The sequence below is a fragment of the Nocardia yamanashiensis NBRC 100130 genome (assembly GCF_001613325.1).
GTDB classification, from domain to species: Bacteria; Actinomycetota; Actinomycetes; order Mycobacteriales; family Mycobacteriaceae; genus Nocardia; species Nocardia yamanashiensis.
Window position 1 is genome coordinate 159,313 of the sequence record NZ_BDCD01000011.1, and the last position, 14,596, is coordinate 173,908.

The 14,596-nt window shown below is 69.1% G+C and carries 17 protein-coding genes; 11 read left to right on the forward strand and 6 right to left on the reverse strand.

Annotated features, from left to right (window positions below):
• The first annotated feature begins 41 nt into the window (after positions 1–41).
• Entirely contained in the window at positions 42–875 is an 834-nt protein-coding gene (locus NY1_RS11350) for an ABC transporter ATP-binding protein (protein WP_067710970.1), read from the forward strand.
• Positions 876–1,053: 178 nt separating this feature from the next.
• Complete coding sequence (locus NY1_RS11355; protein ID WP_067710972.1) at positions 1,054–1,497, forward strand: MoaF-related domain-containing protein; 444 nt, start codon at positions 1,054–1,056, stop codon at positions 1,495–1,497.
• On the opposite strand, the gene NY1_RS11360 is transcribed toward NY1_RS11355, so the two are convergent.
• On the reverse strand, positions 1,487–2,368 hold the full coding sequence (locus NY1_RS11360; protein ID WP_067710974.1) for a LysR family transcriptional regulator: 882 nt from the start codon (positions 2,366–2,368) through the stop codon (positions 1,487–1,489). The genes NY1_RS11355 and NY1_RS11360 overlap by 11 nt on opposite strands.
• A gap of 85 nt (positions 2,369–2,453) precedes the next feature.
• On the opposite strand from NY1_RS11360, the gene NY1_RS11365 reads away from it, so the two are divergent.
• The 5 genes from NY1_RS11365 (at position 2,454) to NY1_RS11385 (ending at position 7,931) form a co-directional block, all read left to right on the forward strand.
• Complete coding sequence (locus tag NY1_RS11365) at positions 2,454–3,689, forward strand: MFS transporter (RefSeq protein WP_084534864.1); 1,236 nt, start codon at positions 2,454–2,456, stop codon at positions 3,687–3,689.
• 66 nt (positions 3,690–3,755) lie between these two features.
• The gene (locus NY1_RS11370) at positions 3,756–4,598 is read left to right on the forward strand and encodes an NUDIX hydrolase (protein ID WP_067710980.1); all 843 of its coding nucleotides are present in this window, start codon (positions 3,756–3,758) and stop codon (positions 4,596–4,598) included.
• A gap of 273 nt (positions 4,599–4,871) precedes the next feature.
• Complete coding sequence (locus NY1_RS11375; protein WP_067710982.1) at positions 4,872–5,639, forward strand: enoyl-CoA hydratase-related protein; 768 nt, start codon at positions 4,872–4,874, stop codon at positions 5,637–5,639.
• 48 nt (positions 5,640–5,687) lie between these two features.
• Complete coding sequence (locus tag NY1_RS11380; protein ID WP_067710983.1) at positions 5,688–6,665, forward strand: class I SAM-dependent methyltransferase; 978 nt, start codon at positions 5,688–5,690, stop codon at positions 6,663–6,665.
• Between the two features lie 21 nt (positions 6,666–6,686).
• Positions 6,687–7,931 (forward strand): class I SAM-dependent methyltransferase, encoded by a 1,245-nt coding sequence (locus NY1_RS11385; protein ID WP_067710984.1) that lies wholly within the window; start codon positions 6,687–6,689, stop codon positions 7,929–7,931.
• Between the two features lie 18 nt (positions 7,932–7,949).
• On the opposite strand, the gene NY1_RS11390 is transcribed toward NY1_RS11385, so the two are convergent.
• Positions 7,950–8,345, reverse strand: a complete 396-nt coding sequence (locus NY1_RS11390) for a PPOX class F420-dependent oxidoreductase (RefSeq protein WP_067710985.1) — start codon at positions 8,343–8,345, stop codon at positions 7,950–7,952.
• A 40-nt stretch (positions 8,346–8,385) separates the two neighbouring features.
• On the reverse strand, positions 8,386–9,402 hold the full coding sequence (locus NY1_RS11395) for an SMP-30/gluconolactonase/LRE family protein (protein WP_067710986.1): 1,017 nt from the start codon (positions 9,400–9,402) through the stop codon (positions 8,386–8,388).
• Positions 9,403–9,521: 119 nt separating this feature from the next.
• On the opposite strand from NY1_RS11395, the gene NY1_RS11400 reads away from it, so the two are divergent.
• Positions 9,522–9,962, forward strand: coding sequence for a MarR family winged helix-turn-helix transcriptional regulator (locus NY1_RS11400; RefSeq protein WP_233434284.1), 441 nt, complete (start codon positions 9,522–9,524; stop codon positions 9,960–9,962).
• Here the strand turns inward: NY1_RS11400 and NY1_RS11405 are convergent.
• Complete coding sequence (locus NY1_RS11405; RefSeq protein ID WP_233434285.1) at positions 9,959–10,426, reverse strand: MarR family winged helix-turn-helix transcriptional regulator; 468 nt, start codon at positions 10,424–10,426, stop codon at positions 9,959–9,961. The genes NY1_RS11400 and NY1_RS11405 overlap by 4 nt on opposite strands.
• Before the next feature lie 68 nt (positions 10,427–10,494).
• Here NY1_RS11405 and NY1_RS11410 point away from each other — a divergent pair, with 68 nt between their 5' ends.
• Positions 10,495–10,929: a MarR family winged helix-turn-helix transcriptional regulator gene (locus tag NY1_RS11410; RefSeq protein ID WP_067710992.1), complete on the forward strand. Its 435-nt coding sequence runs from the start codon at positions 10,495–10,497 to the stop codon at positions 10,927–10,929.
• A 43-nt stretch (positions 10,930–10,972) separates the two neighbouring features.
• On the opposite strand, the gene NY1_RS11415 is transcribed toward NY1_RS11410, so the two are convergent.
• Positions 10,973–12,265, reverse strand: coding sequence for an outer membrane protein assembly factor BamB family protein (locus NY1_RS11415; protein ID WP_067710994.1), 1,293 nt, complete (start codon positions 12,263–12,265; stop codon positions 10,973–10,975).
• A 191-nt stretch (positions 12,266–12,456) separates the two neighbouring features.
• On the opposite strand from NY1_RS11415, the gene NY1_RS11420 reads away from it, so the two are divergent.
• The gene (locus tag NY1_RS11420; protein WP_067710996.1) at positions 12,457–13,203 is read left to right on the forward strand and encodes an acyltransferase; all 747 of its coding nucleotides are present in this window, start codon (positions 12,457–12,459) and stop codon (positions 13,201–13,203) included.
• A gap of 13 nt (positions 13,204–13,216) precedes the next feature.
• Entirely contained in the window at positions 13,217–13,759 is a 543-nt protein-coding gene (locus NY1_RS11425; protein WP_084534865.1) for a DUF1697 domain-containing protein, read from the forward strand.
• Between the two features lie 4 nt (positions 13,760–13,763).
• Here NY1_RS11425 and NY1_RS11430 read toward each other — a convergent pair whose 3' ends face one another.
• Complete coding sequence (locus NY1_RS11430) at positions 13,764–14,594, reverse strand: SAM-dependent methyltransferase (RefSeq protein ID WP_067710998.1); 831 nt, start codon at positions 14,592–14,594, stop codon at positions 13,764–13,766.
• Between the last annotated feature and the right edge of the window lie 2 nt (positions 14,595–14,596).

The window sequence follows — 14,596 nt, forward strand, 5'->3', positions numbered from 1 at the left end:
TTTCCCACCACGTTGACGATCGCCGGGGACGGTGAGCCAAGATGGACCCCGTGCCGCAACCGGATCCAGATCTGCTCATCGATTTCAGTGACGTCACCGTCCGACGCTCCGGCCATACCCTGGTCGGGCCGGTCACCTGGCAGGTGGAGCTCGACGAACGCTGGGTTGTGCTCGGCCCCAACGGCGCCGGGAAGACGTCACTGCTGCGCATGGCCGCGGCCGAGATGTTCCCGACCTCGGGGAACGCCAACCTGCTCGGCGAGACGCTCGGCAAAGTGGATATGAACGAGCTACGCCCGCGCATCGGACTGTCCTCCGCCGCCATCGCCAGCCGGGTGCCGGTGGACGAGAAGGTCGGCGATCTGGTGGTGTCGGCCGGATACGGCGTGATGGGGCGCTGGCGGGAACGCTACGACGAGATCGACAACGACCGGGCCGTGGATATTCTGGAAAGCCTGGGGGCGGAACATCTTTCCGATCGCGCCTACGGGACGCTGTCGGAGGGGGAGCGCAAGCGGGTGCTCATCGCCCGGGCGCTGATGACCGATCCGGAACTGCTCCTGCTCGACGAACCCGCCGCGGGGCTCGACCTCGGCGGCCGGGAGGAACTGGTCGAACGCCTCGGTGATCTGGCGGCCGACCCGGACGCGCCCGCCACCGTCCTGGTCACCCATCACGTCGAGGAGATTCCGCCCGGCTTCACCCACGGCATGCTCCTCAAAGAGGGCAACGTGGTTGCGCAGGGCCTGCTCGAGGACGTCCTCACCGCCGAGAACCTGAGCGAGGCATTCCACCAGTCGATCACCCTCGACCGCATCGACGGCCGCTATTTCGCCCGCCGCTCACAGCGTTTCGGACGGCACCGCACCCGCTGAGTAGGTCCCACTCCTGGGGTCCTCAGGGGCAAGCCCCTGAAACCCCGGACAGGTTGGGATTCCGCTTGCTCGCATCGGTTCGCGGGTTTGTTGCGGCGTGCGCCATTGCATCTGTGGCGCGCGGCGGGCAAACTGTCGGCAAATGGGCGATGGGTGGAGGGAGCAGGGGTTGGGACGCATGGTCGGCGCGGTGCTACTCATGGCCGTCGCACTCGTCACGACGGCCTGCTCCGCGGATCCGGCACCGCCGCACCGGGTTTCGGCTTCCGAGTCCGCGGAGGGCATGAGTCCGGCCGCGATTCCGCCGGATCTACGCGGCAGGACGGTGCAGCTCACCTATGACAGTGGTCCGGGGGGCACCGCCGTTTTCGCCGAGGACGGCCGCCATCTCACGTACGTGGCCGCCGATACCGGGCGCAAGACCACGGCCGCGGTGGTGATCGAACCCATCGAAGCCGGCATTTTCCTGGTTACCTGGGCGGACGACGACACTGGGACGGTGGTGAGTCAGGTGCAGGACTATCGGACCGGGAAGGTGCGGAGCACCTGGACGCGGCGCTCGGATGCCAACGCGCCCTTCGTGATCGACTCGCGGCTGGGGTCGGTGCGGCTCACCGACTGACCCGGGCGCCGTATGCGCGCAGGATCGCGATGACGGTGCGGGCGGCATTGGAGGGGGTGCGCCGGGCATCGTGGCCGACGGTCACCAGCCAGGGGATCGGCGCATCGGCGCGCTCGGCGAACGCGATGCCCGCGGCGCGCTCCGCGACCGAACGCTGGGCCAGGGTGACGCCGAAGTCCTTGGCCGCCAATTCCAGTGCGAATACCTGGTCCGCCACTTCGATCACCGGATTCCGGTCGGGGAACAGCTCGTCGGCGATCGCGCGAATGCCCCAGCCCGGCGCATAGTCGATGAAGCGCATGCCCGCGAGGTCCGCGGACGTGAACGCCCGCCCGGCCAGCGGATGCTCCGGGGCGGTGCACAGCACCAGCGATTCCGCGCTGATCGCGTGCTGGGTGAGCCCAGCCAGCTCCGTGGTCATACCGGCCAGCAGCGCGATTTCCAGGCTGCCGTCCCGCAATCCGGCGATATTGCCCGCCATGCCGGTCATGCTCTGCCGCATCCGCAAGGTCACCTCCGGATACCGCCGCCGCAACTCCGCGATGGCGGCCGCCAGGTCGACGGTGTGGGCATGGAGCAGATTGCCGACGACCACCTCGCCGCGAATCCGGCCCCGCGACAACTCGATTCCGTCGACGATGTCGTGGCGGGCGCGCAGCATATCGCGCGCCGGACCCAGCGCGGCCTGCCCCGCCTCGGTCAGCTCCAGGCCGCCGGGGGTGCGGTCGAACAGGCGCGCGCCGAGTTCGTGCTCGAGTTTCGCCACGCTCGTCGAGACCGCCGACTGCACCAGGTTCAGGGCGCGGGCGGCGGCGGTGAAGGAGCGGTTGTCCTCGCAGGCCAGGAAGCATTCGATCTGGCGAATCTCCATGGCATCGAGCCTAGCTGGCACTATCTGAGCTGTAGATGGGTGTATCGAAACTCATCGCTTCCATTGATTCCGCCGCCGTCGGACCATGGATGACGTGAGTGTTTCCGCCGCCCCCAGCGTCCACCTGTCCCGGCTCACGGTGCTGGTCTTCGCCGTCACCGCGGGCTCGTCCGCCGCCTGCCTCTACTACCTGCAACCGCTGCTGCCGCAGGTCGCGAGCGACCTGGGCGTCTCCTCCGCGACCGCCGCGCTGCTGGTGAGCGCCGCGCAGATCGGCTATCTGAGCGGGCTGGCGCTGCTGGTGCCGCTCGGGGATTTCCTGGAGCGCCGCCGGCTGGTGCCCGCACTGCTCGCGGTTTCGGTTGCGGCGCTTGCCGTTTCCGCCGCCGCGCCGAATCTGCCGCTGCTGCTGGCGGCCGTGTTCGTGACCGGGGTGAGCGCGTCGGCGGCGCAGATCGTGGTGCCGTGGTCGGCGGCGCTGGCCGCGCCCGAGCATCGCGGGCAGATCGTCGGCACCGTGATGAGCGGGCTGCTGCTGGGCATTCTGCTGTCGCGGGTGCTGTCCGGGGCGGTCGCGGAACTGGGCGGCTGGCGGGCGGTGCTGGTGGTCGCGGCGGGCATCCAGCTGCTCATGTCGGTGAGCGTGTACCTGCTCGTGCCCACGACGGGACGGGCCGCCGCCGAGGAGCGGTATCCCGAGGTGCTGGCCTCGATCCTCGGGCTGATTCGCGTGCATCCGGTGCTGCGGCAGCGCATGCTGCTCGGGTTCTTCCTGATGGCGAGCTTCTCGGGTGTGTGGACGGCCATCGCGTTCCTGCTCAGCGGTGAGCACGGGAGCACTTACGGCTATTCGGAATTCGCCATCGGATTGTTCGGGCTCGCGGGCGTCGCCGGAGCCCTGGGCGCGCCGCTGGTGGGCCGGCTCGCCGATCGCGGTTACCTGCGCGCGGTGACCTCCGGTGCGCTGGCGACCGTGCTGCTCGGCTGGGTGCTGCTCGCCGCGGGCGCGCACCAGGTGATCGTGCTGATCCTGGCCCTGGTGGTGTTCGACTTCGGCATCCAGGCCACGCATCTCACCAATCAAAGCGCCATCTACGCCCTAGATCCGGCCGCCCGCAGCCGCCTGACCACCGCGTACATGGTCACCTACTTCCTGGGCGGAGTCGCGGGCTCGGTCACCGCAGGCGTCGCCTACCAGGCCGGCGGCTGGGGCCTGGTGTGCGGAATCGGTTGCGCCGCAATGCTGGTGGCCGCCGCGCTGTGGGCCGGCTTCGCGCGCTCCGCCGCCCGCCGCGCCGACCTCGCCGCCGTCCCCGCCTGACCCGCCGCGCGAACCGTGGTCGGTGCTGACCGAACCAGGTTCTGTCCCTGCGCGGTGGCACCGGTTATGGTGCGAAGCGTGAGTGAGACCGTTTCCCAGCCCGCTGTCGCGCCCATCAAGGACGCCTCCACGGTCGTGCTGGTGCGCGACGGAGCGCGCGGACCCGAAGTTTTCCTGCAGCGGCGCGTCAATGCGATGGCGTTCGCCGCCGGCATGACCGTCTTCCCCGGCGGCGGCGTCGATCCGTCCGACGCGGCGGCCACCCTGGACTGGGCCGGCCCCGAACCCGCCTGGTGGGCAGCGCGTTTCGGTACCGATGCGGGCCGCGCCCAGGCACTGGTCTGCGCGGCCGTCCGCGAAACCTTCGAAGAATGCGGCGTCCTGCTCGCCGGCCCCACCGCCGAAACGGTCGTCTCCGATACCTCGGTCTACGCCGCGGCCCGCGGCCAGCTGGAACGCCGCGAGCTCTCGTTCGCCGACTTCCTCCAGCGCGAGCATCTGGTCCTGCGCGCCGACCTGCTGCGCCCCTGGGATCACTGGATCACCCCCGAAGTCGAGCCCCGCCGCTACGACACCCGCTTCTTCGTCGCGGTGCTCCCAGAAGGCCAGCTGGCCGACGGCGCGACGTCGGAAGCCGAAGTCGTCACCTGGTCCACCCCCGAGGAAGCCATCACCCGCTGGCGCGACGGCCTCGACGTCCTGCTCCCGCCCACCTGGACCCAGCTGGTCGCCATCGCCGAATTCCCCTCCACCACAGAGATTCTCGCCGCCACCCGCGAAATCTCCCCCATCATGCCCATCTACGACCCGGAAGCCGACGGCCCCGCCCTCGCCTTCCCGAACGCCGAACAGTACTTCGCCGACCTCCCGAAGGAAGCCCGCCTCCGCGGCTCCCAGCGCCCGGAGTAGCACCCTGCGGCACGCGGGTACCGGCGCGGCGATCAACCCTGCGGTGTGCGGGTCAGCCCCGCGGCATGCGGGTGGCCGCGTGGCATGCGGGTGGCCGCGCGGCCGCCGCCCGCTTGCCCTAGTTGCAGTGGTGCCGGGTCCGACCGCGTATGACAAGGCGGGGCGCCCCCGGCCCACTCATCGGGGGTTCGGGGGCAGCGCCCCCGTAACCTCCCTCCCTTTGGGGGTGTGGGGGCGAAGCCCCCACATTCCCTTCCCTTACTGTGTTCAGCTGTGGCCGAATTCGTGACCGTGGACCGGAGTGTCGAGCAAGGGATCGCCGTCCTGCGCATCGCACGCCCGCCGTTGAACCTCATCGACTTGCAGGTGGCGCTGGAAGTCGCCGCCGCGGCGGAGGAGATCGGCAACGATCCGGGGGTCTCGGCCGTGATCGTGTACGGGGACGAGCGGGTGTTCTCCGCGGGAGACGAGATGGCCGAGCTGGCCGACCTCACCCCCGAACAGGCCGAAGCCATCGTGAAGGATTTTCAGCAGGCGCTGGGCGCCCTCGCCAAGCTCCCGCAGCCGACCGTCGCCGCCATCTCCGGCTACGCCCTGGGCGCGGGCCTCGAGCTGGCCCTCGGCGCCGACCATCGCATCATCGGCGACAACGTGAAACTGGGCCTGCCGCAGATCAAGGCCGGACTGATCCCCCTCTCCGGCATCCGCCGCCTGAGCCTGCTCGTCGGCCCGTCCAAGGCCAAGGATCTGGTCTACTCCGGCCGCTTCGTCGACCCGAAGGAAGCCGAGCGCATCGGCCTGGTCGACGAGGTCGTCGCACCGGACGACGTTTTCCAGGCCGCACTGCGCTGGGCCAGGCAATTCACCGGCGCCCCGACCCTCGCGCTGGCCGCCGCGAAACGCGTCTTCGAGGCCGGTACGCACGGCCACGACCGGGCCCGCACCGAGTGGGTGCGGCTGTTCGGCACCGAAGATCAGCAGGTTGGAACACGTTCCTATTTGGACAATGGCCCGGGAGTGGCCCGCTTCACCGGCCGATAACCGGCCCGATAACACTGCCTACCGGGGCGTTCATTAGGCTGCCCTGTTATGACAGCTCGTCCTGAAGACCCCGCGCCGAACCCGCACGCCACCGAGGCGGAGGTCCAGGCCGCGTATTCCGACAACAAGCTCGCCCAGGTGCTGTATCACGACTGGGAGGCGGAGACCTACGACGACAAGTGGTCCATCTCCTATGACGAGCGTTGCATCGAGTACGCGCGCGGCCGTTTCGACGCCGTCGCGCCCGATGCCAACCTGCCCTACGAGCGGGCTCTCGAACTCGGTTGCGGCACCGGCTTCTTCCTGCTGAACCTCATGCAGGGCGGCGTGGCCAAGACCGGATCGGTCACCGACCTGTCCCCGGGCATGGTCAAGGTCGCCACCCGCAACGCCCAGAACCTGGGCCTGGACGTCGACGGCCGCGTCGCCGACGCCGAGACCATCCCCTACGAGGACGACACCTTCGACCTCGTCGTGGGTCACGCTGTGCTGCACCACATTCCGGACGTCGAGCTGGCGCTCAAGGAATGCCTGCGGGTGCTCAAGCCCGGCGGCCGGTTCGTGTTCGCGGGCGAGCCGACCACCATCGGCAATATCTACGCCCGTCGCCTCGGCCAGGTCACCTGGAAGATCACCACCAACGTCACCAAGCTGCCGTTCCTGTCCGGCTGGCGTCGCCCGCAGGAGGAATTGGACGAGTCCTCCCGCGCCGCCGCCCTGGAGGCCGTGGTCGACCTGCACACCTTCGATCCGGCCGACCTGGAGCGCATGGCGACCAGCGCGGGCGCGGTCGACGTGCACGCCGAGACCGAAGAGTTCGCCGCCGCGCTGTGGGGCTGGCCGGTGCGCACCTTCGAGGCCGCCGTGCCGGAGGAGAAGCTGACCATCGGTTACCGCATGGCGCAGTACAAGGCTTGGCTGGCGCTGTCGAAGCTGGACGAGAAGGTGCTGCGCCACGTGGTGCCGCGCCAGTTCTTCTACAACGCCATGATCACCGGCGTGAAGCCCGGCGCTTCCGCGAAGTAGTCCGAGCACCGGCGAATTCCCTTGGGCTACGCCTTCTCTCGCGACGACGTCGCCTTCCTCGGCAGCGCGGCCGGTTCGGCCGCGCTGACCGAGCTCGACGGATTCGCGCTCACCCCGGCGTCGCTGCTGCGCGATCTCGAGCAGATCCGCCGCACCCACGCCGAGCACGCGGCCGCCCTGGTGGAAACCGTCCGCCTGCGCCGCCGTGCCGCCGCCAAACTCGCCGGGGCCGGGGAGTGGTTGTTCACCGACGACGCGCTCCAGCAGGCGACGCCGAGCGCCGTCGCCCGGCATCGCGCCGAACGACTGGCCGGCCGCACCGTCCACGACGTCACCTGCTCGATCGGCGCGGAACTGGCGGAGTTGTCCCGCACCTGCCCCGCCGTGATCGGCAGTGACCTCGATGAAATCCGCCTGGCCATGGCTGCTCACAACCTCGGCGTACCGCCTTTCGGCGCGGGATCCGGAATCCACACGGCGGCAGTGGATCCCGGCTGGCAGCAGGCCGGGATGGCGAGGGGTGCGGTCATGCTGGCGAAGGCGGATGCGCTCGTGCCGTGCAGCACCGCCGAGGTGGTGATCGCCGATCCGGCCCGCCGCGCCGACGGCCGCCGCACGCATGACCCGGCGAAGCTGCAACCCCCGCTGCCGGACCTCCTGGACGCGTACGCGGGCCGGGATCTGGCCGTGAAATGCGCTCCCGGACTGGATTTCGACAAACTCGCCTGGGCGGGAGAAGTCGAGATCGTCTCCCTGGACGGCGCGGTCCGCGAAGCCTGCCTGTGGTCACCGGGATTGGCGGAGCCGGGCGTCACCCGCCGGGCGAGCGTGCTGTCGTCCACCGGAAAGCCTTGGCACCTCACCGATGCCGATCCCGACGACATCCCGGAACGGGAGCCGGGGGAGTGGATCGTGGACCCGGACGGGGCGGTCGTGCGCGCGGGCCTGGTGCGCCACTACGCCGCGAAACACGGCCTGTGGCAGTTGGATCCCCGGATCGCCTATCTGACCGGCGACACGGTCCCGGAGGGCGTGCGCGGCTTCCGCATTCTCGACCGGATGGAATTCCGGGAGAAGCCGCTGCGTGCCGAACTGCATCGCCGTGACTGCGGTCCGCTGGAAATCCTCACGCGCGGAGTCGATCTCGACCCGGACGCACTGCGCGCGAAACTGAAGCCGAAGGGCGCGACCCCGCATACCCTGGTCATCACCCGAATCGGCCGCACGGCAACGGTTTTCCTCTGCGCCACGCCGTCCGCCGGCTGATGGCGGCGAGCGCGCGGCCTACTGGTAGGTGGCGTGCGTGGGGCGCATGACGAGCACGACCCGGCGCGGATGGTCGGGGACCGGCCGGTCGTACGGCAGGCCGTAGCGCCGCGCCAGTAGGTCGAAGAAGTCGCCCTCCGGATCCGGTTCGATCCGTTCGATGACGCCGCGTACCTCCAGATAGCGGTACGGGGCGTCCGGATCGTTGATGCTCACCGCGACATTCGGATCGGCCGCCGTATTGCGGTGCTTGGCCCGGTTCGTGGTCGTGGTGAACCGGATGAACTCGCCGTCGTACACCTGCCAGATCGGTGTAACCTGCGGCGTGCCATCGGGATTGAGCGTGGCCAGATGCGCGAACAGGGGACGGGTGAGCAGGTCGGTGTGGCTGTCGGGAATCACTGCGTCGGTCATTTCGTCTGCAACTTTCTGAACTGTCGGCTTGTTTCGCGGGTCAGATGCCCGAGACTTCGACCACGCGGAACGGATTGCTCGGGGCGCCTTCGCCCATCGGCCCGCCGCGGTCGAACTGGGAGACCACCACCAGCAGGCGATTCCCGTTGTGCGCCATGGTGGTCGGAATGCGCAGGGCTTCGTCGGTGACCCGCTGCTGCTGTTCGGCGGCGGTCCCGTCGGCGTCGATCTTCCAGCGGCTCACCGCGTTCGACCTGTTGTGCACCACCCAGAGGGTGTCGCCGCGCAGTTCCAGGCCGTCGCCGTCGACCATGTTCGCGCCGCGCAAGCTCACCTTGCCGATCGCGGGCTGCTCGCCCAATCCGATCCGGTACAGCTCGCCCGGGCCCATATCCACCACCAGCAGGAAGCGGCCGGAGGGATCGGCCACGATGCCGTTGAGCAGCTTGGGACTCGGCGCACCGGCCCCGTTCGCGGCGCTCAGATCCGCGTACTGGGTCAATACGCCCCGGCCGCCCTGCGCGGCGGCCTCGGTGACCTGCTGCGCGGTCACCCGATACACCACCGGCCGCACGCTGTCGGTGAGATACATGCTGCCGTCCGGGGTTTCGGCGAGATCGTTGATGAACGGCTGCGCCCCGGCGGGTGCGTCGAACCGCGCGATCAGCTTGCGAGTCCCGGTGTCGTACACCGCGACCCCGGCGGTGTGGTCGGTGACCCAGAGCCGCCCGGCCGCATCCACCCGCAAGCCGTTGGCGGTCTGCCTCCCGTCGGTTCCGGCGGGCAGGAAGACCTCCGCGCGCTGCTGCCCGGCGGCCGCGCGATAGACCGCGCCGTTGGTGAACGAACCGACATAGGTGTCCCCGGTGCGGGCGTCGACCGCGATGCCCTCGGGATAGGCGCGTTCCTCGGGCAGTTCGAACGCCGTGCCGATCGTGGGCGCGGTGGCGGTGGCCGACGGGCTGCCGCCGGTGGCATCGGTATTGCCGCAGGCCGCGAGGGCGAGCGCGGTGGCCGCGGCGAACAGCCCGGCGAAACGGCGGTTGGCGGAGAACATCTCGGACCTCTCGGTAGCGCCTCATGTGAGGCGACATCATCGAACGATGGCTAACGTAGATTAGAGTTCTAATGATTGTCAATGTACGAACCATCGTGAGGGTCGAATAGGATGCGCGTATGACGATGCCTGCCGAAGAGCGCCTGGGCTCCCACATCAAGCGCGCCGAGCAGGCTTTGCAGGCGACGAAGACGGCGGTGCTCAAACCGGCCGGGGTGACGGTCCCCCAGTACGCGGCCCTGCTCGTGCTCAGCGACAACCCCGGCATTTCCGCCGCCGCCCTGGCGCGTCAATGCGGCGTCACCCCGCCCACCATGAACACCGTGCTCGCCAATCTGCGCGACCGCGGCCTGATCGAGCGCACCCAGCACGCCTGGCACAAGAACGTGCTGGAAACCCGGCTCACCGACGAGGGCGCGAAGGTCCTGCGCGAAGCCGACCGCGCGGGCACCCGCGTAGAACGCGCCGTCGCCGCCGAGTTCACCGCGGCGGAATTCGCGACCCTGGTCGACCTGCTCGCCCGCGCCACCGCCGTCTACGAGGCGCAGCGCCCCGACTAGTCGTCGGCGGGCGTCCCCACGGTCGTCTCGAAGTCGGCCACGAATCTGGTGAGCAGCCGGGCGAATTCGTCGCGATCGCGGGCGCTCCAGTGCGCGGTGGTGCGTGCGAACACCGCCTGCCGGGTGGCATGCGCGTGCTCGAGCACCCCGCGAGCGCGCCGCGTCAGCCGCAGCAGCACCCGCCGCGCATCCGATTGATCGGCATGCCGTTCCAGCAATCCGTCCGCGACCGCCTTGGCCACCAGCCGGCTGGCGCGCGGCTGATCGACCCCGAGCGCCGTGGCGATATCGGACACGGTCGCTTCCTCGGACCGCGCCTCGACGGCATCGAGCACCGCGAAGAGCGTGGGGTCGATGCCCGGCCCACCGGTCTGCGCGCCGATCCGATTGAGCGCCCGGCGAGTCTGATTGCGGCGCACGGCCACCATGGCGCGCTCGATGGCTTCGATGGCGGGATCGCTCACCCTTGTCATCCTACAAGTACTTGCTAAACTACATATAAATGTAATTTGACAAGTATTGGAGCACGGTCATGACCGACACCCCGAAACCCCTGGGCTACTGGCTGATCCACATCCACAACGGCCTCGAAGCCAACTTCGCCGCCCTCCTCGAATCGAAGGGCGTGGTACGCCGCCAATGGCAGATCATGAACACGCTCGCCCGCGGCCCCCTCCACCTGCCAGACCTCGACCACGCACTGGCCCCGTTCCTCGACGCCGATACCCCCACCGTCGCCGGCCTGCTCGACCCCCTGGCGGCCCGCGGCTGGTTGGTCCTCGACCCCACAGGCGCCTACGCTCTCACCGACCTCGGCCGCACCGAATACACCGGCCTCGCCGAACGAATCGACACCGAACGCGCCGCCACCATCGAAGGCTTGACCCGCGCCGATTACGACACCCTGATCGACCAGCTCCGCCGCATCGCCACCAACGTGGACGCCATCGCCGCCGCCCGGCAGTAATCACCGCCGGCGGCGAAGCCTCTGACAGCTGCGAGAGTTGTTGCTACTTCTCCGGTTTGAAGACGAACAGTTCGCCGATGCGGGTCGTCACCACGACATCCCCGTCCTTGCTGATCGCGGTGCCGACCGTGGTGCCTTCCGCGCCCGGCATGTCATCGGAGTCGACGGTCGCGCCGGAACGGGTGTCGAAGGTGACCAGGGTCAGGCCGTCGCCGATCGGGGCGACCGTGTAACCGGTATTGCCGCCGGTCTGCACCGGCCGCCCGCGTAGCGCGAGATCCTTGCGCTCCCAAGCGATCTCGGCCTTGTCGCCGCGATCGTGAATCGCCATCAGATGCCCGTCGTCACCGGCGGGAATCAGCATGCCGTCGGTGACCGAGATGGCTCCGCGCGGCGCGAAGTCCAGTTTCTGCACCCATTTGGTGCGCCCGTCGGAGGTATCGACCGCCAGCAGCTGATTGCTGTTGTCGCCCACGTAGAGCGTGGACCCGTCCTTGGACAGAGCCGGGGAGGTAGCACTGCCGCCGTTGAGCATCTGCGCGCTCCAGTCCCGGCGAATCTCCTTGCCGTCGTAGGTCAGCGCGACCAGCTCGGCCGTGCCCTGACCCGGCCGCCACACCGTCGCGTAGAACCGCCCGGACTTCTCGTCGACCGCCGACACATTCGCCACCGGGCACTGCGGCCCGCCCTCGGCGCAGTCCTCGAGCCCCTGCCCGTCCGGCGGCCGGTTCAATCCCGGATTGGCCATGAAGTCCGGTTCGCCGAGCAGCTGGAAGCTCGACACCCGCCGCTCGCCGGTCTGCCGGCTCAGCACGTCCACCTGCCCGAGCTGGGTCACCGACAGCACGTTCCCGTCGCCGGTGAACTGCACCGACACCGGCACCCCCGCCGCCTGGGTGCGCCAGCGCGGCTGCCCGAGCGCGTTGTAGGCGTTCACCCCGCCGTCGTCGCCGACATACACATTGGTGGCCCCGTCCACGGCCGCCCCGCCGTCGATGGCGTTGTACCCCATCGGGTTACAGAAGCGTTTGCGCCCGGTCGGCATCTGGAAGGAGAAGATATTGCAGGATCCGGTGCGCGTGGTGACGAACAGCTGCCCGTCCGGCCCGACCGTCACCGGCGCGGCCACCGGCCCGCCGATCGGCCGCTGCCAGTTCAGGGCCAGCGCCCGCGACCCGGTCACCGGGCTGCTGCCGCTGTTGCGCGCATCGTGCATGGCGAGCGGCCAGCCGTCCCCCGGCCCGACCCGGATATCGTCGACCGTGGTGCTACCGCAGGCGCTCGCCGCGAACACTCCCGCGGCGGCGATCGCCAATGCCCGGATACCGCTCCCCATTCGCACTTGCCGATGTCCCTTCTGCCAGTACGGAGTCTGTGGTTTGCTCTCGGGCTGGTGCGGTGTTCACGCGCGGCCGGACGGGATGGTCACACTCGAGCTCACACAGCCGGGGCATAGCCTACGTTCGTGCCCCGAGGCGGGGACCGATACCCTCGTCTAAACGGCCCGAGGACTGTAGGAGCAAGTTCGTGACGAGCATGTGGGGCGCACCGTTGCGCTCGCGGTGGAAGGGTTCGCGTCGCCGGGATCCCGAGCAGGCCCGCTTCCTGACCGTGGCCTCGCTCAAATGGGTGCTCGCGAACCGCGCCTACACCCCCTGGTATCTGGTCCGGTACTACCGGCTCTGGAAGTTCAAGATGGCCAACCCGCACATCGTGCTGCGCGGCATGGTCTTCCTCGGCAAGAACGTCGAGGTGCACGCGACGCCGGAGTTCGCGCGCCTGGAGATCGGCCGCTGGGTGCACATCGGCGACGGCAATGCCATCCGCTGCCACGAGGGTTCGCTGCGCATCGGCGACAAGGTGGTGTTCGGCAAGGACAATGTCGTCAACACCTACCTCGATATCGAGATCGGCGAATCCACCCTGGTCGCCGACTGGTGCTACATCTGCGATTTCGACCATGTCACCGACGACATCAATATGCCCATCAAGGATCAGGGCATCGTGAAGTCCCCGGTGCGCATCGGCCCCGACACCTGGATCGCCGCCAAGGTCACCGTGCTGCGCTCCACCCGCGTCGGCCGCGGCTGCGTGCTGGGCGCGCACGCCGTGGTCAAGGGCGATTACCCCGACTACAGCATCTGCGTCGGCGCCCCCGCCCGCGCCGTCAAGAACCGCAAGGACGCCTGGGACGCCGCCGCGGACCAGCGCGCCGAATACCTTGCCGCCCTGGCGGACATCGAACGCAAGAAGAACGGCGCGGTCGCGTCGTGACGGGCCGGTCGTCGTGAACGGCTACGCGGCGTTCCTGCGCGGCATCATGCCCTCGAACCCGAACATGCGTAACGAGAAGCTGCGCGGCGTGTTCGAGGGCCTCGGCTTCGAGCGGGTGAACACCCTGCTCTCCAGCGGCAATGTCACCTTCCACAGCCCCGAATCCGATGTCCCCGACCTGGAATCGCGCATCCAGCGGGCCCTCAACGCCGAACTGGGCATCCCCGGCGGCACCCTGATCCGCACCCGCGAGCAACTCCGCGACCTGGTCGATTCCGATCCCTTCGCCGGCCTCACCCACTGCCGCGAAACCTATCTGACCGTCACCTTCGTCCGCGATCCCGCCGCCGGCGTGCCCGACGAGGTGGCCGGCAAGATGGACGCCATCCGCCTCGTCGGCTTCGACCGCGACGCCGCCGCCCTGCTCAGCGTCATCGACAACACCAACCCGTCCACCACCAATTTCATGGCGGTGGTCGAGAAGTTCTACGGCAAGGACATCACCACCCGCACCTTCCTCACCGTCCAGAAGGCGCTGAAGAAGCTGGAGTCCTGAAGCCTCAGGGCTTGCGGCCGATACCCGCCCAGTACCAAGCGCTTTCGGCGTCGGCGACCGCGGTGGGGCGATCGGTGAGTTCGGGCCGCCAGGTGGCCACGGGGACGAGGCCGGGGTCTACCAGGGTGGTGCCGGTGAACAGGTCACCGGTGTCGGATTTGCTGCGCGGGTGGAAGACGATGCCGGAGGATTCGGCGGCGGCTTTCACACCCGCCATGGCTTCCGGGGCGAAATCGGCTGTGGGGTGGGTGATCACGAGGTAGCTGCCGCTGGGGACGGCGTCCAGCAGGCGCGTGATGATCTCCAGGGGCTGATCCTCGTCGCGGAAGTACATCATGATGGCGACCAGCATGATGGCCACCGGTTCGTTCAGGTCGAGGGTGCCGGTGAGATCGGGATTGTCCAGGATCGAGGCCGGGTCGTGCAGGTCGGCGTGGATGAAGCGGGTGCGGCCCTGCGGGGTGCTGGCCATGAGGGCGCGGGCGTGGGCCAGGACGATGGGGTCCTTGTCGACGTAGACGACGCGGGTGTTGGGGTCCAGGTCCTGCGCCACCTCGTGGGTGTTGCCGGCGGTGGGGATGCCGGTGCCGATGTCGAGGAACTGTTTGATGCCGGCCTCGGCGACCAGGTAGCGGACGGCGCGGGTCAGGAAGGCGCGGTTGGCGCGGGCCATGGTCTTGATGGTGGGCACGTGCTGGGCGATGGCGTCGCCGAGAGCGCGGTCGGCGGGATAGTTCTCCTTGCCGCCCAGCCAGTAGTCGTAGACGCGGGCCTCGTGCGGGACGGTGGTGTCGATCTCGATCGGCAGGGGCGTGCCGGCGGTGCTCTCGGACATGG

Coding starts and splice junctions, on each gene's coding strand:
- NY1_RS11410 (WP_067710992.1), top strand. CDS start 10,495: ATGACCGACACCCCGAAACCCCTGGGCTACTGGCTGATCCACATCCAC.
- NY1_RS11390 (WP_067710985.1), bottom strand. CDS start 8,345: ATGACCGACGCAGTGATTCCCGACAGCCACACCGACCTGCTCACCCGT.
- NY1_RS11430 (WP_067710998.1), bottom strand. CDS start 14,594: ATGTCCGAGAGCACCGCCGGCACGCCCCTGCCGATCGAGATCGACACC.
- NY1_RS11415 (WP_067710994.1), bottom strand. CDS start 12,265: ATGGGGAGCGGTATCCGGGCATTGGCGATCGCCGCCGCGGGAGTGTTC.
- NY1_RS11350 (WP_067710970.1), top strand. CDS start 42: ATGGACCCCGTGCCGCAACCGGATCCAGATCTGCTCATCGATTTCAGT.
- NY1_RS11355 (WP_067710972.1), top strand. CDS start 1,054: ATGGTCGGCGCGGTGCTACTCATGGCCGTCGCACTCGTCACGACGGCC.
- NY1_RS11360 (WP_067710974.1), bottom strand. CDS start 2,368: ATGGAGATTCGCCAGATCGAATGCTTCCTGGCCTGCGAGGACAACCGC.
- NY1_RS11380 (WP_067710983.1), top strand. CDS start 5,688: ATGACAGCTCGTCCTGAAGACCCCGCGCCGAACCCGCACGCCACCGAG.
- NY1_RS11370 (WP_067710980.1), top strand. CDS start 3,756: ATGGTGCGAAGCGTGAGTGAGACCGTTTCCCAGCCCGCTGTCGCGCCC.
- NY1_RS11400 (WP_233434284.1), top strand. CDS start 9,522: ATGACGATGCCTGCCGAAGAGCGCCTGGGCTCCCACATCAAGCGCGCC.
- NY1_RS11395 (WP_067710986.1), bottom strand. CDS start 9,402: ATGTTCTCCGCCAACCGCCGTTTCGCCGGGCTGTTCGCCGCGGCCACC.
- NY1_RS11365 (WP_084534864.1), top strand. CDS start 2,454: ATGGATGACGTGAGTGTTTCCGCCGCCCCCAGCGTCCACCTGTCCCGG.